The sequence below is a fragment of the Photobacterium aquimaris genome (assembly GCF_002954455.1).
Lineage (GTDB): Bacteria > Pseudomonadota > Gammaproteobacteria > Enterobacterales > Vibrionaceae > Photobacterium > Photobacterium aquimaris.
The window spans coordinates 2028072-2050006 of record NZ_MSCC01000001.1; the positions used below are offsets into that span (position 1 = coordinate 2028072).

The window sequence follows — 21935 nt, forward strand, 5'->3', positions numbered from 1 at the left end:
ATTATTTAGCCAGTTGCTTTGCAGCTGGCTTTTTCATATCTACAATAAACTGCTGTTAAACGATCAACAAATCAAACCAAACTGTAACATATGTGTAATAATGCATACTATTGCTGATATTGTTTATGGATCGTTATGACACAAGCATCACTTCACACCCACATCGATTGGCAACATGTAAAGGTACTGATTATTGACGATCAGTTATCTTCTGCATTACTGATCCAAAATATTTTACACAGCATTAAGCTGACGACTGTTGATATCGCCACCAGCAGCAATACAGCCCTTCAATGCTGTCGTACCACCAACTACGATTTAATTCTAATCGACTTTCATCTTGAAGCGGATGTTAATGGCAGCGATCTTCTTGTCGCAATGAGAAAAAGTAATTGTATTAGTGCACATTGTGGGGTGGTGTTTATCTCTGGCGATCGTACCCCGGAAGTTATTGTGACCTCAATGACAATGGATGCCGATAGCTTTCTGAGTAAACCGTTAAATATCGGCATGCTGAAACAGCGCGTAGTGGCGGTTTATCAAGCCTGTTTACTGCGTCGACCTATTTATACTGCCATAGAAAATAATCATATTCCGACTGCTATTACATTATGTCGACAGTTACTACGACAACAAGGCCATAATCTAGAGATTGAGATTTTATTAATTGATTTATTAATCAAGCAACAACAGTGGTCACAAGCACAGCAATTATTAACCTTATTTAGTCAACACAGCCAAAACCATAAACTGATATTACGCCAAGCACAGTTAACTCATCACCAGGGTGATACTCCTGCCGCTATTTGTATATTACAAACGCTAATTAAGCAGGTGCCGTTATTTGTTGAAGCCTATGATGAATTGGCAATCTTGTTACAACAACAGCAACAAAATGATAATGCCAAAGTGATTGCTTATAAGGCGTTATTATTAACTCCAACTATTAGCCACCGTTCATTATTGGTTGCCCAACTGGCAGTAAATACCAACGATCAATCCTTATTTATCAAGGTCGGTAAAACGTTGGCCAATCATTTACCGATTATTGATGATGATTGGATCGTATATCTGGCTCAATACACGGCACACTTTGAACAGCTCCATAGCCAACAATTATCGCCACAGCGGCAACGGAAATTAATCAAACAACTTAAAAAGTTATTTCAACAAGCAAATCGACGCTTTACTCCCAACCAAAAGAAATGTCTTACAGCATTTCGGCATATTACCTTGGCAAGGTTTACTGCCACACTGCAACCATTAACAACCAAGCGGCGATTGTTACATGGCTTGAAAAGGTATTTTGGACAGATGTCGCAAGCCCCTTCCGTAATAATGGTTGATGCACTACCGTTATTAATTCACTTTGGGGAAACACGTCTAATTGGCGAGATATATCAGATATTAATGACGCGAACAGTATTAGATCCGCACAGTCATTATCGTATAGCACAATTACAGCAAAATAAATTTCTGGTTGAAAATGTACGTTTGTTAGTTGATCAACTCGCCACAGCAAAAGCCACAATAACGCTCGATCCACAACGAGCTTACTGTATATATCAAACCATTTTACGTGATTATCTTTATAATACAGAAGCTCATTTAGGCCGTATTGCTAGCTTACTTGCACAGCAACAGGTTAACCATTTGCAGATAACAAGTAGCCTACACCAAATGAAAAAGATGCCATTACCATCGCCATTATTGGAATGGTTTCAGCAGCTTCAACATCAATATAACGATCAGAACATCATCCGTTACGATCAATTATCACCGTCATCATTATCATCAGCTGGCTTATCTGATGCACCCTGAGCATATTTCTCATTTCGATGTTGCTGAGCTTGTTCTTTTCTGAGTCGAGTTGCTCGCTCTTGTTCCGACTCAGAGCCAAACAAACGCTTCATAAAATCAAACATGATGATGTCCTATAGCTATCTTGGTGTAATACGGTTATTAGCGAATAAAACGATTATAGATAAACAGTAATATCAACGCGCCAACAGTGGCTATAATGATACTGCCAATATTAATCCCACCTGCTGAACCTAGCCCGATCAAAGAGCCAATCCAACCTCCGGCTAAAGATCCAGCAATACCTAAGCCACACGTTGCTATCCAACCACCACCATCATTACCAGGCATTAACCATTTTGCTAATGCACCAGCAATAAGACCTAAAATAATCCAAGAAATGATCCCCATATTACTGCTTCCTTCTAATAATAAATTCAATATATATGCCCGCTCATGAACGGAGATATGTGCGCTGTCTATTTAAAAACAATAACTTGTCATAAACGACATCGGCACATTTATCATAGACCTGCAATAATCATCATGCCCAAATAAAGCGATTATTTAGTTAACGTGATCGTTAATTGTTATGATCATATATTGAAGTGATAGTCGATGTGCTAGTATCTGTAGCCAATAATTATTCACCGTTATGGACACTAAATATGAAAGTTATTTCTTTTAACATCAATGGGCTACGTGCTCGCTTACATCAACTTCAAGCTATTATCGATAAGCACCAACCTGATGTTATCGGTTTACAAGAAATTAAAGTTCATGACGAAGCCTTTCCACTCGCCGATGTAGAAGCAATGGGATACAAAGTGTATTTTCATGGTCAAAAAGCGCATTACGGCGTAGCTATGCTTTGTAAGCAAGAGCCAATCAGTGTACAGAAAGGCTTTCCTACTGATGATGAAGACGCGCAACGCCGTATGATCATGGCGACTTTTGCTCAGCCCAATGGCACTAATATTACGGTAATGAACGGTTACTTTCCGCAAGGCGATAACGTTAGCCATGAAACCAAGTTTCCAGCCAAAGAAAAATTCTATGCTGATCTAATGCACTACCTTAATAATAGCCATCAGGTTGAAGATGAACTAATTATCATGGGTGATATCAATATTAGCCCGACTGATTTAGACATTGGTATTGGCCCAGTTAACGCTAAGCGATGGCTCAAAACAGGCAAGTGTTCGTTCCAGCCGATTGAACGCCAGTGGTTAAAAACATTACTTGATTGGGGCTTTATCGATACATTCCGTCAATTACATCCAACAGTCGATGATCAATTCTCATGGTTTGATTATCGCTCTAAAGGTTTTGTGGATAATCGAGGGCTACGGATTGACGTGATTCTAGCCACACCAACATTAGCTCAGCGTTGTATTGAGTCTGGCATTGATTACCCATTACGTGGCATTGAAAAGCCGTCAGATCATGCGCCAATTTGGTCTACTTTTAGCAACTAATAGTACTATTAGCCGACAATAGTTATTATTTACATCGATATTGATATCGAAACCATATTAAATATATTTCTCCCTAAAGCCGACTATTATCTATAGCGGCTTTTATTGAATTTACATATATATTCACCATTATTCGCCAATGATACTTACATAGCATGGAAATAAAGAATATAAAATCAGATAAAACATTCACCAAAAAAATATAAAAAAAGTTGAATCAATCTTCTTTTGGTCGCATAAAAATATTAAAAAAGATCACAGCGAAAGATAACCCATTGATTTCGAATGAAGCTTAATTTTGTAATTAACATCAATATATTATGAAATAAAATTACATTAAAATTTTTTTTTAGTTTTATCAAAAAAATTATACCTTTAAAATTCAAAAGATTACATTATTTTGCAATGTCATAATATGTCTAATCTTGTTATAAATTTTCACCGCAATGATCCAGATCAAGTTTATGATTCACGACCTTTGCTATTATTCTCACAGCCAAACTTAAACCATAAAGAGCACCCCTGTGAAAATGGAAACTAATCCTTTTGACTCGCTGATGCCACCAGCTATGGCACATAAGGCCGAAGAAGTCGGCGTTTATAAAGCTACAAAACACCCACTACAGTCATTCTTTCTAGCGATAACTGCAGGTGTGTTTATTTCAATTGCTTTTGTGTTTTACACAACAGTAACTACTGGCGCTGGTGATATGCCTTGGGGAATGTCTAAGTTTGTTGGTGGTCTTGCATTTAGTTTAGGTTTAATCCTCGTCGTAATCTGTGGTGGTGAGCTTTTTACCTCTTCAGTTTTAACTACAGTTGCCCGCGCAAGCGGCCGCATTACGACAGGCCAGTTAATGAAAAACTGGGGCATTGTTTACTTCGGTAACTTTGTCGGCGCAATATTCTTTGTTGTGTGTATTTGGTTTGCAAAACAACACCTTGGCGCTAATGGCCAATGGGGTATTAATGCAATGAAAATCGCTCAACATAAGCTTCATCATAGTTTTGGACAAGCTGTTGTTTTAGGTATTCTTTGTAACCTAATGGTTTGTCTTGCCACGTGGATGACTTTTTCATGCCGTAGCGCCACTGATAAAGTAATGGTTATGTTGTTACCTGTTGCGATGTTTGTTGCCAGTGGCTTTGAGCACTGTATTGCAAATATGTTTATGATTCCAATGGGTATCGTGATCCACGCTTTTGCAAGTCCAGAATTTTGGACTATGACTGGCGTTAATCCCGCTCAGTTTGCAGATTTAACCGTACATAATTTTGTTGTAAACAACTTAATCCCCGTTACTATTGGTAATACCATAGGTGGTGGTGTGTTGGTTGGTATGACATATTGGGTTATTCATCGTCGTCCAGAACTTAAAGGCAATAGCCACCACTAAGTTCGACACGATAACACTTATTTTTTTCTACTGAATAGTATAGGTAGGTATACAATGGCAGAGCAATTTGCTGCATGGGAAGGCTTCACAGCTGGTGATTGGCAGAACGAAGTAAACGTTCGTGACTTTATCCAAAAGAACTACACTCCTTACGAGGGTGACGGCTCTTTCCTTGAAACAGAAGCAACTCCAGCTACAGCTAAACTTTGGGAAGCTGTAATGGTAGGCATCAAACAGGAAAACGCGACTCACGCACCTGTTGATTTTGATACTGACGTTGTTTCTACTATCACTGCACACGACGCTGGTTACATCAACCAAGAGCTTGAAACTATCGTAGGTCTTCAAACTGACGCGCCTCTTAAGCGTGGTTTGATCCCTAACGGTGGTATCCGCATGATCGAAAACTCATGCAAAGTATACGGTCGTGAACTAGATCCTACTATCAAGAAGGTTTACTCAGAGCTTCGTAAAACACACAACCAAGGTGTTTTCGATATCTACACTCCTTCTATCATCAAATGTCGTAAGTCTGGTGTTCTAACTGGTCTTCCAGATGCATACGGCCGTGGTCGTATCATTGGTGACTACCGTCGTATCGCTCTTTACGGTATCGACAAGCTAATGGCTGACAAGCTAGCTCAATTCAAATCTCTAGAAGAAATGTTTGAGAACGGCGAAGATCTTCAAATGACTATGCAACGTCGTGAAGAGATCTGTGAGCAACACCGTGCACTTGGTCAAATTAAGACTATGGCTGCTAAGTACGGTTGTGATATTTCACTACCTGCTGCAACTGCACAAGAAGCTGTACAGTGGACTTACTTCGGCTACCTAGCTGCTGTTAAATCACAAAACGGTGCTGCAATGTCTCTAGGTCGTACTTCGACTTTCCTAGACATCTTCATCGAGCGTGATATCGCCGCTGGTAAGATCACTGAAGCACAAGCTCAAGAAATGATCGACCACTTCGTAATGAAGCTACGTATGGTTCGTTTCCTACGTACTCCTGAATACGATGAGTTGTTCTCTGGTGACCCAATCTGGGCAACAGAATCAATGGGTGGTATGGGTCTTGACGGTCGTACACTAGTTACTCGTTCAAACTTCCGTTTCCTAAACAGCCTATACACAATGGGTCCTTCTCCAGAGCCAAACATCACTGTTCTTTGGTCTGAGAAACTACCTGTAGGCTTCAAGAAGTTCTGTGCGAAGGTATCTATCGATACTTCTTCTATCCAGTACGAAAACGATGACCTAATGCGTCCAGACATGAACTCTGACGATTACGCTATCGCTTGTTGTGTATCTCCAATGGTTGTTGGTAAGCAAATGCAGTTCTTCGGTGCTCGTGCTAACCTTGCTAAGACTATGCTTTACGCAATCAACGGCGGTGTAGATGAGAAGCTTAAGATCCAAGTAGGTCCTAAGACTGACAAAGTAACTGCTGAAGTTCTTGACTACACAGATACAATGGATCGTCTAGATCACTTCATGGATTGGTTAGCAACGACTTACGTTTCTGCGCTAAACGCTATTCACTGGAGCCACGACAAGTACAGCTACGAAGCATCGCTAATGGCTCTACACGATCGTGACATCAAGCGTACAATGGCTTGTGGTATCGCTGGTCTTTCTGTTGCTGCTGACTCACTATCAGCTATCAAATACGCAACTGTTAAGCCTATCCGTGACGAAGATGGCATCGCTATCGATTTCGAAATCGAAGGTGACTATCCTAAGTTCGGTAACAATGACGCACGCGTTGATGACATCGCATGTGACCTTGTTGAGCGCTTCATGAACAAGATCCGTACTCACAAGATGTACCGTGATGCGATCCCTACTCAGTCTATCCTAACTATCACATCTAACGTTGTGTACGGTAAGAAGACTGGTAACACGCCAGACGGTCGTCGTGCAGGTGCTCCTTTCGCACCAGGTGCTAACCCAATGCACGGTCGTGACGAAAAAGGCGCTGTAGCTTCACTTACTTCTGTAGGTAAACTACCGTTTGCACACGCTAAAGATGGTATTTCATACACATTCTCTATCGTTCCAAACGCACTAGGTAAAGATCTTGATACTCAAGAAACTAACCTAGCTGGCCTAATGGATGGTTACTTCCACCATGAGTCAGGCATCGAAGGTGGTCAACACCTAAACGTTAACGTTCTTAACCGCGAAACTCTAGAAGACGCAGTTAAGCACCCAGAGAACTACCCACAGCTAACTATCCGTGTATCGGGTTATGCTGTGCGTTTTAACTCTCTAACTGCTGAACAGCAGGCTGACGTTATCGCTCGTACATTCACAGCTTCTCTATAATATAGAGTCTTCTGTGTAGGAAGTTTACTTCCTAATAAAAAACCGGCTTATTATAGCCGGTTTTTTTATGCCTCAATTTTATGCCCAATGACATAGCCTGTTACATATTTTATGTTGTTCATATCATTCTTTATCGTTAATCTGCGCAAAAAACACCCATCAATTGCAATTATTTGCACCCACATTGCCAGGATACGACTTTCTAATGCGAAGAACTCAATCGGTATTGATTGTCGACGATAGTAGTATCATCCAACAAACAACCAAGCTTATTTTAGTCAATGGTCAATTTCAAAGTGCCAATATTTTTTGTGCATCTAATGCCGCTGAAGCGATCAAATATTGTCAGCAGCAATGCTTTGATATTTTATTTCTTGATTTCAATCTTGGTTTTGGTAGTACTGGATTACAACTGCTTGAACGCCTCCATCACCATGAGTTATTAAATCATTCTCCGCTCATTTTTATCCTTACAGCTGATGACTCTCCAGCGGTATTAATGGGGTTTTCTGAATACCAACCAGATGATTATTTGGTTAAACCACTACGTTTAAGTAGCTTACAGCAACGTTTAGAATACAGTTTTGAACTACGTGCAATAAACAATCGAGCTTTTGCTCATTATCAACAGGTTGGCATAAGTGGTATTGAATCAATGTGTAGCCAACACACACCGCCGCTTGAAATTCACTGCACTACGATGACGGCAATTGCTAAACGGTTACTTAATCAAAAGCAACCGCATTTACACGCTGATATTTTAGCTTTATTGACATTAATTCAACGGCTATATCAAAGCTTGCCAGCACAACTGTTATTAATCCAGTTATGGATACAGCAACAAAATTTTAAGGCGCTTAATCCATTATTAACCCAATTACACCACGCATACCCAAACCATTTAATGCTGCTTGAATACAGTGCCAGTGCTGCATTATTACAAAATAAAATCACTCAGGGTTATGATTTTTGGTTACAAGCGCATAATGTTAGCAAAAATAATCTACAACGCCTGTTTGGTTTGTTATGGATAGAATCTCATTTTCAAAACCACAGTGCGATGCAGCAACATTTGCGTGAAGCAATTTCTTATCTTCGCTATTCGGTGTGGGATAAACCGTGTTATCACGCGTTTATTATCTGGTTGCAATTGCAGCATAGTGATAAAAAAAGCTTACCTATTGAACGCTTGTGGCGCACAATCAGCCAACAGAAGACCATCACTAAACATGAACGGCCTTTTATTTACTTGCTGCAAGCATGGCAGTATTTAGATAACGATAATAATCTTGGAGCCTATAAAAGTTATAGCGCAGCAATGGATGCTATTCACCATATAGACCCAGAAAACCACAGTTTTGAATTTGATGCGATTGCACTTTGTATTAGCAAACGCTTAGCCATGACACGTCATCAAACTGACTGTTATCAGCGTTTACAGCGCAATCTGCTACAACGTCAAAATGAACCACATTCAATCATAAAAAATATGTGGTTAGAAACAATGCAACCGACATCAGATCATCGAACAGATGAGCAATATCGCCACGCACTGAGGCTAGTCAAACAAAAATATTATGTTGAAGCGGGACAAGCGATATTACAACTCTGGCCTTATTATCGTTTTGATGAAGTATTAGCACGCTGCTTAGTTGAATTGTCATCCCGTGGGTATGTAGACAATGAACCACAGCATCAGCAATGGATTAAAGAAGCCAGATGGACTTTTGAATCGCAGGACTTTAAACCTGAATGGTATTTAAAATTAAAAGCCCAATACCGCAGTCTACAACGGCCATTATATTGATTTGTTATTTCAGGTATTTATCGATGCGAACTTTCACACTATTGCTAACGTTAATATTGAGTTTTAGCCTTTATGCCGCGCCCGCTCATGACATCGTAGCAAAGCCAGTTATCACAGTTGGCTATACCTCATTTAACTGGGCACCGTTAGCTTTTAAAAAAAATAACAAGATTATTGGCTTACTACCGTCGTTAATGGATGCAATAGCAGCTAAAGCTGGCTATCAAGTTCGAAGTATTTGCTACCCAAGCTTTAATGAGATGGTGTCGGCTTTTAAGCGCAAGGAAATTGACTTACTGATTGGTGTCGCAGCAACCTTTGAGAGCCAAAAATACATGCTTTTTAGTACTCCTATTTTAAGTGCCTCTTATGCCATGCTCAGTCGTTCTCCCCTGCATACAAGCCTCACAGACCTTAACGAGATTATTGTTAGTCTTGAAGAGGGCTTTGCTATCGAACAAAAAATAGTTGATATGCAATTAGCGAAACAAATTCTTTCTATGCCATCAAATAAAGTGGCACTGAACGCTGTCGAAAAAGGCTTAGCTGATGTCTATATTGGTAATGGTCTTATGTTACAAAACTTATACACTTATGGCGATTTACAGCATTCGCTATATTTCTCACCTTTAACAACACTGCCTTTTGAGCGGTTATATATCACAGCAACTAAAAATAATCGTTCGCTTATCAACAAGATAAACCAAGCTTATTCTCAATTGTCAGAATCAGAACTTACTGAAATTTATGATAATTGGCTGACAAACAAACAACAACAAATGTTGGGAGATCCCCATGAGTTGCATTTAACCGCTGCTGAAACCAATTACTTACAACACCATAAAAATATTCGTATTGGTTACCAATTTCCAAAGTCAGAGATACTGAATAATAACGATATTACCTTTAATCAAGTTAACGACATTCTCAAACACATCAACAATAAACTTCATTTTTCGACAACGATTATACCAATAATCGATTATCAAGACGGTAAGCAAAAACTAGAAAGCAACGATATTGATATCATCGCAGCGGTAGCTGTTACTAATAAACGTCAACAAGAAGTTACATTTACCACCCCTTATGGTAATGATAAGTGGGTCATCATTGATCGCATTAACCATACAAAATTAGCGGGTATTGGCAAGGATGATGTTATCGGCGTACTTGCCTCTGATTTTGGCTCACAACTGGTTCAAGAACACTATCCTACCACCCAAATCCATAATTTTAATACCAAGAATGATATTCTTCAGGCGCTTGCTGACGGTAAAATTAACTATGCTGCTTTACCTCTTTCGACAACACAGGTGTTATTACAAAAAAACTTTTTAGGCCAATTTAAAATTGTCTCTAGCCACCTTGATGACCACCATCGAAAGATCTCATTTGCCCTTAGCAAAAACAATTATTTGTTACGTGATATTTTTAATAAAGCGCTAGATTCTTTACCGCCTGACACCTTAAATGACATTCAAAAAAAATGGCATACAGTGACGCTTAAAGCTGACGGGGACTATCACAAACTATTGATTATAATTATTATTTTTGGACTAGTGATCTGCTGTATTATTGGTGCAGTTACGATTTGGAATCGTCGTTTAACCAATGAAATAAAACACCGTAAAGCGGTTGAAGATAAATTAACTTACTTAACCAATAATTTTGATGGCGTATTAATCCAGCATCACCAAAAAAGTGATGATCCTATGGATATTGAAATTCTGTTTATGAGTAAAAAAATTATTGATTTTACCGGCACCTCAGCAAGTAAGTTTTATTTTTTCCCCCAATTGCTGCAACAGCGAATGGCTTTACGCGATGATTATCAATGCTTACTTACTGCGATGCGCAATGCGGTCAAGAAAGGTTATTGGCGTACAGAACTTCAGCTTAATACTCAAGAAGGTAATAACTCATGTTGGATTGAACTGCGTTGTCAAATAACGCCTGCAACAACAGGTTGGCAATGGAACAGTATTTTGATTGATATCACGCAATTAAAACACCAACAACTGGCATTAACCGCAGCTCAACAAAAATCACAAGCAGCAACCACCGCTAAATCACGTTTTTTAGCGATGATGAGTCACGAGATTCGCACCCCGATCAGCGGCATTATTTGTTTATTGGATTTAATGAAGCCTTATGCACAGCAACCTGAATTACAACAAATTCACCAAAACCTCACCCTCTCAAGTGAAAATTTATTAAATATCGTCAATGATGTTTTAGATTTTTCAAAACTTGAATCCAAAAAACTCAAGCTCGATCTGCGTGAAAAACAACTCATTAAAGTTGCTACAGTTTTAGTGCAGCCCCATGCCATTCATGCAGCACAAAAAGGGCTAGACTTTAAATTATGGATTGATCCTAATATCGCCCAAAGTTTATGCTTTGATAGTATGCGCTTAAAACAAGTACTTAATAACTTACTCAATAATGCGATTAAGTTTACTTCTAACGGCTCGATTAGACTTGAGATAAATCTATTATCTCAACAGGATAACCAACAGATCATTAGTTTTAAAGTTACCGACACTGGCATTGGTATTTCTGCGCAAGATATCAATAAATTATTTCAGCCTTTTGAGCAACTAGACCAAGACAGTGCTCGCCGTTATGGCGGAACAGGATTAGGGCTTTCAATCTGTCACCAATTGATCCAACTTATGAATGGCACTATCACGGTAGCAAGTCAGCCAGATCAAGGCACAAGCTTTACGATTACACTTGGGTTTGATGTTTGTCAGCCAACTGAAACTAAATCACTACACAAACATTGTGGGCTATTAGCCATGGTAAATGATTCGATTTTGATCAATTACCTGACGGCTTGGCAATGTCCAATTACGGTATTAACCGCGACCACTAAAGAACAACTGGCAGCCGCAGTATCAATACAATGCATTGATACACTATTTGTTCCTCAATCTTGGGTCATTGAGCATAATATTAATTTAAATTGGATTGCGATTAACTTGCCATCGGTAAATTGGATCACCATTACTTCAGCAGATGTAATGCTCACTTCAAATATCAATGCACGTAATATTTCGTTGAGTCCATTACTGCCTAACCAGCTGTACCGAGCATTAACTCAACCTTTTCAACCTTACAATAACGATAGTCAATTTGCATATACTGTCCAAGCTCCTCTTACTCGTGAGCAAGCTATCGCTGAAAATCGTTATGTGTTGGTGGCAGAAGATCATCCAATAAACCAACAAATACTCAAACAGCAATTAGAGCAGCTCAATTATGCCGTTGATATTGTTGATAATGGTAAACAAGCGTTAGTCGCCTTAGCCAACAATAATTACAGTCTTTTATTAACCGACTGCCATATGCCAGAAATGGATGGCTATGAGCTAACCAAAATAATTCGCGAACAAGAGCAACATACAGCAAGCTCTCCATTACCTATTATTGCTGTTACAGCTAATGCTCTAACAAATACCGACCGTTTTAGAGCAATGGGATTTAACGACTATTTAATAAAACCATTAATACAACAGCAGCTAAAAACAGTGTTGGATCGATGGCTACAACCATCTGCAACAATAGATAAGGCTCAAGTGTTACCACAATTACCTCAGACAAATATTGAGTCGCCACCAGCGATGATAATTGATATTAATGAACTACAGCTGATTTTTGGGGACAAAGAGGTGTGTCAGACATTGCTCCAACAATATTTGACAGCTTGTATTGATGATTTAGAGCAACTAAATACCGCTATCACACAACAAAATAATGATAATATATTTATGATCAGCCATCGCATCAAAGGGGCTGCACGAATGATGGCTTTTCATCAATTAGCACAGGTTGCTGATAAGCTTGAGTCTTGCTCTCAAAAGATTCAAATAAATAAGCCTGACTTACACTTATATTACGCTGATATTGAACAATTAATTAAACAATTATCCCTACAAATTCATAGCAATTAGGATCGAAATATGAACATATTATTGATTGAAGATCATGACTTTCAACGTCAAGTTCTTGCAACCCAATTAGCTCATCTGATCGATCCTAATTACGACCAAATACATTGTGCAGCGAATGGCATCGATGCCTTAGCAATAATGCAAAATTATCAGCCACAATTATTGTTGTGCGATCTCAATATGCCACAAATGGATGGCATCAGTTTTCTTGGCCACCTCGCAGAGCAGCAATTTAACGGTAAGATTATTATCACCAGTGCATTAGATGCAGAAGTGCTCGATAGCGTAAATAAAATGTGTAAAAACTACGGCCTCAATCTATTAGGGACATTAGTTAAACCGACCCTTCTTGATCAACTAAAGCAATTGCTGACGCTGGCTAAAATTGATTTACAACCAACTATCCCACCACTTCCACTACAGCAAGAGATTAAAGAACAAGACATTCTTGATGCTTTACATGCCGGCTACCTAAGTCCTTATTACCAACCGATTGTCAATATGAAAACTGGAGAATGGATAGCGAGTGAGGCCTTAATCCGTTTTATTCATCCAGATCATGGCATTGTACCTGCTATAAAATTTATTAAACTTTTAGCCAATCTAGGCAAAGACACTCAACTAGCATTACTGATTATTAATCATATTATTAGTCATCAAGCCATTTTGAGTGCCCGCAAAGTTGCCGTTAATATATCTGCCAATACATTAGTTGAACGCAGTTTTATTAATACGGTATTAACCCTCCATCACCAGCATCCACAACTGCATCATTGGCTGTATTTTGAGCTAACAGAATCCGATATTTTTGAATCCGCAGGACAAGCACTAGAAGCTGCTGCACGACTCGGTATGCATGGTTTTAATCTTTCCATTGATGATTTTGGTACTGGCTATTCATCACTTAAACAACTTGATATTTTGCCGTTTAAGTCATTAAAATTAGATATCAGTTTCGTCCAAGCAATGCCCACTAACTACACTGCAAAAGTGATTATTGAGACCTGTCTCGTATTAGCGCAACGTCTTAACTTAATCACTATCGCAGAAGGCGTAGAAGATATTACCTTGTGGCTAAAATTACAAAATATGGGCTGTGAATTAGCGCAAGGGTACTTTATTTCTCCGCCATTGCCTGTTAGTCTAATTCCAATTTGGTATACACAGTGGCAGCAACGAAGCCAACAACTGGTCAATGATTCACTTTCTAAAGAGATAACATAGCAAATAAAACGACTATCAATGTTAATCATAACAACGCGGTCTAGTTAATTAACAACCCAGAGTTTTCGCTATATTCAGACATCGTTTTGTAATAAAATAACACATAAATAAAACGCAGTATGCGGAGAAATAAAACAATGTCAGTAACAGGTCGTATTCACTCTTTCGAATCTTGCGGAACCGTCGATGGGCCAGGAATTCGGTTTATTGTATTCCTGCAAGGTTGCTTAATGCGCTGCAAATACTGTCACAACCGTGATACTTGGGATACTCATGACGGTCGTGAAGCTGCCGTCGAAGAATTAATGCATGAGGCGCGTTCTTACCGTCACTTTATGAACGCTTCTGGTGGTGGTGTTACCGCCTCTGGTGGTGAAGCTATGCTACAACCAGAATTTGTCCGTGATTTTTTCCGTGCTGCGCAAGCTGATGGTATTCATACTTGTCTTGATACCAATGGTTATATTCGTAAACATACTGATGTTGTTGATGAAGTGCTAGATGCCACTGACTTGGTTATGCTTGATCTTAAACAAATGGATGACACTATTCACCAAGATCTGGTTGGCGTAGCCAATAAACGTGTACTTGATTTTGCACGTTACCTACATCAACGCGGTCAAAAAACATGGATCCGCTACGTTGTTGTTCCTGGTTATACCGATGATGAACGCTCAGCACATTTGCTTGGCGAATTTATTAAAGATATGGACAATATCGAGAAGATTGAGCTGCTGCCCTACCATCAGCTTGGCGAGCACAAATGGGAAGCACTTGGCTATGAATACCCACTAAAAGGGGTTCAGCCACCGAAAAAAGAAACCATGGAAACGATCAAGAATATTCTTGCTAGCTATGGAAAAAAAGTAATGTACTAATTTTATGCCGTGATTCCATCACGTGACATACAAAAAGAGCGGCTTATCTTTACCTCTACAGGTGCTAGATAAGTCGCTCTTTTCTATTTAATACTTAAAAAACGTTTATTTATCGGGACATCGGTAAAATAACAACAAGAAAAGAAATTAGCGCCACCATAATAAATAATGAAATAGGTAAGGTGTATTGCCACTTCGTTACAGGTTCTTGTTCTTGTTCTTGCATAATAACTTCCTTTACTAAATTTACACCCTAATTGATCAGGGTCATTTTTTATATTGGCTCTACTGTAAAGGCGGAGCAAAAAACAACCAATAACTAATAATGGAATAATACATTCCATTATCACAACAAAATAAAAACATTCACTGCTTATTCATTACTAATTAGCAATAGCATCTATCAAAAAACCATAAAATGATATTTATCCATGATAAAATTATGGTATAAACCAAAAGCAAACGTTTGCTTTAATGAAAAGTAGCCATCTGCAATTACAATAGCACCCAATAATAACAATCTTCGTACTACTATCTCTGCCTATGAGGAAATAAGCTCTCATGAAAAGCGACATCGAAATTTGCCGTGCAACGTTACTTACCCCTATTGATCGTATCGCCTTAAATGCCGGCATTGAAGCACAAGATCTTACGCCTCAAGGCAGTTTAAAAGCTAAAGTTAAACCAGCGATATTAAAACGCTTAGTGCATAAACCTGAAGGTAAACTGGTACTCGTAACTGCGATTACACCAACCCCATTAGGTGAAGGTAAAACGGTCACAACCATTGGCTTAGCACAAGGGTTAGCTAAAATTAACCACTCTGTTTTTGCTTGTATTCGCCAACCTTCAATGGGGCCGGTTTTTGGGGTTAAAGGAGGTGCTGCCGGTGGTGGTTATAGCCAAGTTGCACCAATGGAAAAACTCAACTTACACCTAACCGGTGATATTCATGCTGTTACTGCTGCCCATAACCTTGCTGCAGCCGCATTAGATGCTCGCCTCTACCATGAAGACCGCTTAGGTTATGAGACTTTTGCTGCTCATACTGGCTTGCCTGCACTTCGAATTGATATTAATAATATTACTTGGAAACGAGTTATGGACCACAATGATCGCGCGTTGCGAATGATCACTATTGGTCAAAATGAACCGGGTAAAACCATTAACGGCCTTGAGCGTCAAGATGGGTTTGATATTTCAGCTGCTTCTGAATTAATGGCTATTTTAGCGCTCGCGACAGATTTAGCCGACATGCGCCAACGGATAGGTAAAATTGTCGTTGCTTATAATCTCGATGGAGAGCCTGTTACCACTGAAGATCTTCAGGTTGCGGGTGCGATGGCCGTCACTATGTGTGAGGCTATTGAACCAACCTTAATGCAAACCTTAGAAGGCATACCCACCCTTATTCATTCAGGACCATTTGCTAATATAGCGCATGGTAACTCTTCGATCATTGCCGATAAAATCGCGCTTAAATTAAGTGAATTTACCGTAACCGAAGGCGGTTTTGGTTCCGATATGGGGTTTGAGAAAGCCTGCAATATCAAAGCCCAACAAGCACAAAGAGGGCCTGACTGTGCCGTTGTTGTGGCAACGTTACGTGGCCTTAAAGCAAATTCAGGGTTGTATGACTTACGTCCAGGGCAACCTTTACCTGACAGCATTTTTGAACCCGATGCTAAAGCACTGCTAGCTGGGTTTGAAAACTTACGTTGGCATATCAATAATGCAGCCAAATATGGCGTACCGGTGGTAGTTGCAATTAACCGTTTTCCACAAGATACCGATCAAGAACTTGGGCAATTAAAACAGTTAATTTTAAACTCAACCTTCAATGTTCATGTCGATGTTGCCTTAAGTGAAGCATTTACAAAAGGCGGTGATGGTGCAATTGAACTTGCTCATGCGGTTGTTAATGCCTGTAAAACCCCGGCTAATTTCAAACCTCTTTATACGTTAGATCAAACGATTGAAGAGAAATTAATGGCAGTGGCGGAAGTTGGCTACGGTGCTAAAAACATTGAGCTATCTCCTTTAGCAACCCAACAATTAGCCCAATTAAAGGCACAAGGTTTTAATGATCTCGCGGTTTGTATGGCAAAAACACCACTATCTATTACTACAGAGCCGCATATCAAGGGCGCGCCTACAGATTTCACTGTTCCTGTTAGAGAGCTAAAATTGTGTGCAGGTGCCGGTTTTATCTATGCCTTGTGCGGTAATGTTATGACCATGCCTGGTTTACCTGAAAAACCAGCATTCATGAGCCTTGATCTCGATGCTGATGGCAATATCATTGGCCTAAGTTAATTATCCCCATTAACCACTCCAGTATTGGTAGGTTATATGTACTGCCAATACTGTTTTAGTATCATTCATCATAACAAATAAACCCACAAAAAAAGGGGTTTTCAATAAAAATCAAATAGATAAAAAATTTACTTTTATATCAAATGAATAACATTCACTAACAAAAAAAAAGCCTATTCGTGGTGTCAGATCATTTTATTTTACACTCAACCTGCTAATCTCACGCTCATAATAAATATTTCTTGCTCTCACCACAGTAACTAATAAAAACTGAGTGAGTGTAGTAATCTATAAAAAATTTGAGGCTTACTGCAATGGATATGACTAACGCTCAACGTCTAATTCTATCAAACCAATACTACATCATGGCAAAACTGACGCCAGAAAATGCCGATAAATACCGTCGCCTGCAAATGATTGTTGAACGTGGTTATTGCTTACAAATGCGCGAACTTGATAAAGATTTTGGCGAAGTGTCAGAAGACGAATGTAAACACGTTCTTGAAATCATGGAGATGTATCATGCGCTGCAAGAATCATTCAATTTAGAAGATTGCCGTTGTGATGGTGCAAAAGACATTGATCAACGTCGACTACAATTCTTGGGTTTTGATATCATTACTGAAGCTAAATTAGTCAACTACGTTCGCTTCTTAACTAATGATGAAGGCTTATACCCACAGTTCCCTAAAAATGAGCACCAATTTAATAGCCACGTACCGATGCTTGAAAAATATCTACGTATGCTAAAAATTTGGCGTGCATGTCCTCGTCATTACCATTTATCATGCAGCGAAATCCAACAGATAATTACTGCCTAAATTAATTATTCGCACAATAAAACCGAGTCAAGATACTCGGTTTTATTGATTGAAATATATTCTCACCCTATAAAAACAAAAAACCACTTTGTAACCCTTACATTGCCTAAGAATAACAACCCATCCTCATGTTAATAACAGTATCGCCTTTGTTATAAAAACAGTTAGTGATCGTTGCAATCACTACGTATAATCATTTTATTTCTTTGCTGCTAATTGTTGTTCAATAAGATCCATTTTATTAGCAAGATGCCATTATCAATGGAATATAAAATAACCATGATTCGTTGCGTAAAAAATAATACTATCGGTAGTCGTCTAACCTTAGCTATTATATTAATGGCGTTTTTAACCATCAGCGTCAGTGTTATTGCTGCTCTAACATGGCAAAAGCTTAGCCAACAAATAGAGACAATTGCTAATGAAAATATGCCAACCCTTCGCGCAAGTTATCGTTTAGAGCGCAGCACTGCTGAATTACAAGCTGCACTAGTCGCATTAGATATAAATACCAATCCACTCAAGCACAAAACTATCAAGAAAAATATCGCTTCTGTTTTGAAAGATATTCATCAATCAATAGACAACATATCCAGTTTATATTACTACCCAAAAATAAAATCAGGTCAGCAGCAATTAGTTGCTAATATTGATAGTTATATTGCCTTATTGCAGCAAAGAAATACTCAGCAATTTGCGCTTAAACAAACCGAAAATACCATTAAGAGGCTACATCAAGACCTCATTGATGAATTACAACCGTTGCGGCTAGAAATTGAATGGCAAATGATGCGGCTGTTAAATAACCCTCAACAATCGCCACTTATTCATGATAATAATATTAAAAATGTTATGACTGAATTTTCGGTTATTCAAGCAATAACTGTTAATGAAAATGAATTACATCAACTTATTGAAGATATTATTCTACATCGTCAACATAACGACATTAATGCAGCATTTGCTGCTATAGGTCAAAAAATCGTAACACTCAATAAAATCAGTAAGCAATTAAATAATTATCCATCAACAATTGCGTACCGACAATTACAACAAGAGTTTACTCAATTAGTTATACCTAATGGTAATCTGCAAAAATTATTAACCCAAGATAATATAAACAATATAAAAATTATTCAGGCGCAACGTAATATTAAAAGTAAACTAACCCAACAAGAAAATATTATACTAACCTTAGTTAATCATGCTGATAATGCACTATCAAAACTCAATGGTGAAACACGCCATTCTATTTGGATCAGTAATTTAGTTCTCTTTGGAGTGGTATTTATTACTATTATCCTCAGTATTATTTTATCGATTTATTTGGTTGGCCGTGGTGTGGTTAAACGCTTAAACTTACTTGGTCAAGATTTACAAGCCATTGCCAGTGGTGATCTTAATGCGCATATACAAACAACTGGTGTGGATGAGATTGGTATTTTAGGTGATAATTTGCGCTACTTTTGCCAACAAATGCAAGAAATTCAAAATTCTAATGCACTTAATCTGATCAATAATACTCAAGCCAGTATTATTACTTGCGATCTTAGCGGAATAGTCGAATCTGTTAATCCACAGGCGTTAAAACAATTAAATTTTTGTAATTTGACTAAAAAACATCAAGTCTGGGATTTATTTAACCACTCAGTCACAACAGCATTACAGCACTTATTCACGCCTAATGGCCCATTAATGAGTAATGGTGCCTATAACATGACAGTTAAATTAGTCACTAAACATCATCATAGTTTATATTTACGTTTAGATTTTCGTATTTTTACTCAAGGTAATGACGACAAAGTTATTATGACGATGACGGATATTACTGAACAAGAGACAACTGCCCGCTGGTTAGAAAATACTGTTGCTGAAAAAACGCAATCACTGACCATCACCAACCAGCAGCTACGAGATGAAATAGAAGATCGTAAACGGATTGAAGGCGATTTACTCGAAACCCAAGATGAATTAATTCAAGCCGCTAAAATGGCCGTCGTTGGTCAAACAATGACATCGCTTGCGCATGAACTTAATCAACCTTTATCAGCGATTTCGACGCGAATCTTCAGTGCCAAACTTGCACTTGATCACAAAAAATACGAAAATCTACCCCAAAATCTGACAAAAATAGACGATCTAGTTACTCGAATGAGTAAACTAATCATTAATTTTAGAAATTTTGCTAAAAAACAATCAGCTACCAAGCCATTGAGTGACGTTGACGTTCAAGATTCAATCAAACAAGCATTAACATTGGTTGAAAGTCGCGCCAAACTACAACAAACAACAATGGTAAATACGATTGAACAGCCGCTGTTTGCACTTGCCGATCAGGTTCAATTAGAACAAGTATTGGTTAATTTATTAGTCAATAGCTGCGATGCAGTGGCGCATTGTGAACAACGCGAGATAAAAATTACTCAACTAGATAGCCCTGCGAATAAAATTCGATTGGCCGTCTATGACAGTGGTGATGGTTTTGATGCCGCTATCATTAAAAAATTATTCATTCCCTTTACCACCACTAAGGATGTTGGGTTAGGCCTTGGGTTAAGTATTTGTGGTTCAATTATGACGCGACTAAAGGGTGAAATCTTCCTTGCCTCTAGCTTATCAGGTGGAGCAATGGTCGTACTGGAGTTAAATAAATATGATAAGTGATGATATTGAAGTACTGATTGTTGATGACGATCATGATGTTGTCGAGGCCTATCAAGAACTACTTGAAATAGCTGGATTTAAAGCACAAAGCGTAACTGATCCAACGCTAGTATTGGGAATGCTAAAGCGTAATTGGTCAGGTGTTATTGTGTCTGATATGTACATGCCCGGTTTAGATGGTATGGAATTGTTAGCTCAAATTCAGCAATTTGATCATGAGTTACCTGTCATTATTATTACTGGACATGGTGATATTCCAATGGCTGTTGGCGCACTTAAAAAAGGCGCTGTCGACTTTTTGCAAAAACCTTTGCAGCCAAAAGAGTTGATTACACTGCTTGAGAAATATTTACCTCAGCGTCGCCAAATTATAGAGCAGCGAAACACCTTACATACCACCACTGCCGAAGTATTATTGGGAGAAAGCCCATTAATCATTAAAATTCGCGAGCAATTAAAAACTATCGCCTTAACAACCAAAGATGTGTTGATTGAAGGTGAAAGTGGTACAGGCCGTCATACTGTTGCAAAATTACTTCACCAAAATAGCCAATTAAGTAATGGGCCTTTTGTTGAGGTAAATGCGGCTAACATTACGCGCACACCTGATTTACAGCGTAGTATGATTTCTGCGCGTAGTGGTTGTTTATGCTTGTGTAATCCTCACCATATGCCGATTGAAACTCAGCAATGGTTGTGCCGTTTTTTACTTGAACAAGAACGCCAAGGTAAAAAAGAAGTTCGTGTGATTGCGCTATTTGATGGCGATCCAACCGAGTCGGTTGAAACTGAGCAATTTTTACCAGAATTGTTCTACTTTTTAAGCCAAGTACGATTTAACTTACCGACATTACGTCAACGTAGTAGTGATATCACTTTGATATTTAAACACTATATTAAGCAAAGTTGTAAGAAACTCAATAAAACAATTCCTGCAATTGATAAAGCTTATTTAGCTATTCTAAATCGCTATGAGTGGCCAGGAAACGTCTTAGAGCTTAAAAATGTCGCTGAGTTATATGCCATTGGTATCGTTAAACTCGCAGGGCAAGAGCGTTCTAAACCGTTAGATCAAATGAGTAGTCCGTTGGATGATTTAGTTGATGGCTATGAAAAGCAAGTTATTGAGGATGCGTTATACCTGTTTTCAGGGCGTATTAATGAAGTGTCATCATACTTACAAATACCACGTAAGAAGTTGTATTTAAGAATGAAAAAACACGGACTCGATAAAGCGGAATATAAAGTACGCACCACGAGTTAATC

The 21935-nt window shown here is 38.6% G+C and carries 14 protein-coding genes; 12 read left to right on the forward strand and 2 right to left on the reverse strand.

Features of this window, described 5'->3' with window-relative positions; translation table 11 throughout:
- The first annotated feature begins 135 nt into the window (after positions 1-135).
- Positions 136-1821 (forward strand): response regulator, encoded by a 1686-nt coding sequence (locus BTN98_RS08865; RefSeq protein ID WP_065190132.1) that lies wholly within the window; start codon positions 136-138, stop codon positions 1819-1821.
- Here the strand turns inward: BTN98_RS08865 and BTN98_RS20305 are convergent.
- Positions 1770-1925 carry a hypothetical protein gene (locus BTN98_RS20305; protein ID WP_156451830.1) on the reverse strand — a complete coding sequence of 52 codons (156 nt, stop codon included), beginning with the start codon at positions 1923-1925 and terminating at the stop codon, positions 1770-1772. The two genes, BTN98_RS08865 and BTN98_RS20305, sit on opposite strands and share 52 nt — an antisense overlap.
- Positions 1926-1962: 37 nt before the next feature.
- Positions 1963-2211 carry a GlsB/YeaQ/YmgE family stress response membrane protein gene (locus BTN98_RS08870; protein WP_060997375.1) on the reverse strand — a complete coding sequence of 83 codons (249 nt, stop codon included), beginning with the start codon at positions 2209-2211 and terminating at the stop codon, positions 1963-1965.
- A gap of 257 nt (positions 2212-2468) precedes the next feature.
- On the opposite strand from BTN98_RS08870, the gene xthA reads away from it, so the two are divergent.
- From xthA to BTN98_RS08925, 11 genes are all read left to right on the forward strand, one after another.
- Positions 2469-3278 (forward strand): exodeoxyribonuclease III, encoded by an 810-nt coding sequence (gene xthA / locus BTN98_RS08875; protein WP_060997376.1) that lies wholly within the window; start codon positions 2469-2471, stop codon positions 3276-3278.
- Positions 3279-3808: 530 nt separating this feature from the next.
- On the forward strand, positions 3809-4675 hold the full coding sequence (gene focA / locus BTN98_RS08880; protein WP_060997377.1) for a formate transporter FocA: 867 nt from the start codon (positions 3809-3811) through the stop codon (positions 4673-4675).
- A gap of 54 nt (positions 4676-4729) precedes the next feature.
- A complete protein-coding gene (gene pflB / locus BTN98_RS08885; RefSeq protein WP_060997378.1) occupies positions 4730-7003 on the forward strand; it encodes a formate C-acetyltransferase in 2274 nt (757 codons plus the stop codon).
- 205 nt (positions 7004-7208) lie between these two features.
- Complete coding sequence (locus tag BTN98_RS08890; RefSeq protein ID WP_060997379.1) at positions 7209-8810, forward strand: response regulator; 1602 nt, start codon at positions 7209-7211, stop codon at positions 8808-8810.
- 23 nt (positions 8811-8833) lie between these two features.
- Entirely contained in the window at positions 8834-12766 is a 3933-nt protein-coding gene (locus BTN98_RS08895; RefSeq protein ID WP_060997380.1) for an ATP-binding protein, read from the forward strand.
- 9 nt (positions 12767-12775) lie between these two features.
- Positions 12776-13990 carry an EAL domain-containing response regulator gene (locus tag BTN98_RS08900; protein ID WP_060997381.1) on the forward strand — a complete coding sequence of 405 codons (1215 nt, stop codon included), beginning with the start codon at positions 12776-12778 and terminating at the stop codon, positions 13988-13990.
- A gap of 137 nt (positions 13991-14127) precedes the next feature.
- The gene (gene pflA / locus BTN98_RS08905) at positions 14128-14868 is read left to right on the forward strand and encodes a pyruvate formate lyase 1-activating protein (RefSeq protein ID WP_060997382.1); all 741 of its coding nucleotides are present in this window, start codon (positions 14128-14130) and stop codon (positions 14866-14868) included.
- Between the two features lie 561 nt (positions 14869-15429).
- Entirely contained in the window at positions 15430-17184 is a 1755-nt protein-coding gene (locus BTN98_RS08910) for a formate--tetrahydrofolate ligase (RefSeq protein ID WP_060997383.1), read from the forward strand.
- Between the two features lie 314 nt (positions 17185-17498).
- Positions 17499-18005, forward strand: a complete 507-nt coding sequence (locus BTN98_RS08915; RefSeq protein WP_060997384.1) for a YfbU family protein — start codon at positions 17499-17501, stop codon at positions 18003-18005.
- 261 nt (positions 18006-18266) lie between these two features.
- Positions 18267-20669 (forward strand): ATP-binding protein, encoded by a 2403-nt coding sequence (locus BTN98_RS08920; protein WP_235859478.1) that lies wholly within the window; start codon positions 18267-18269, stop codon positions 20667-20669.
- Entirely contained in the window at positions 20659-21933 is a 1275-nt protein-coding gene (locus BTN98_RS08925) for a sigma-54-dependent transcriptional regulator (protein ID WP_060997386.1), read from the forward strand. The genes BTN98_RS08920 and BTN98_RS08925 overlap by 11 nt, the downstream gene beginning before the upstream one ends.
- The last annotated feature ends 2 nt before the right edge of the window (positions 21934-21935 follow it).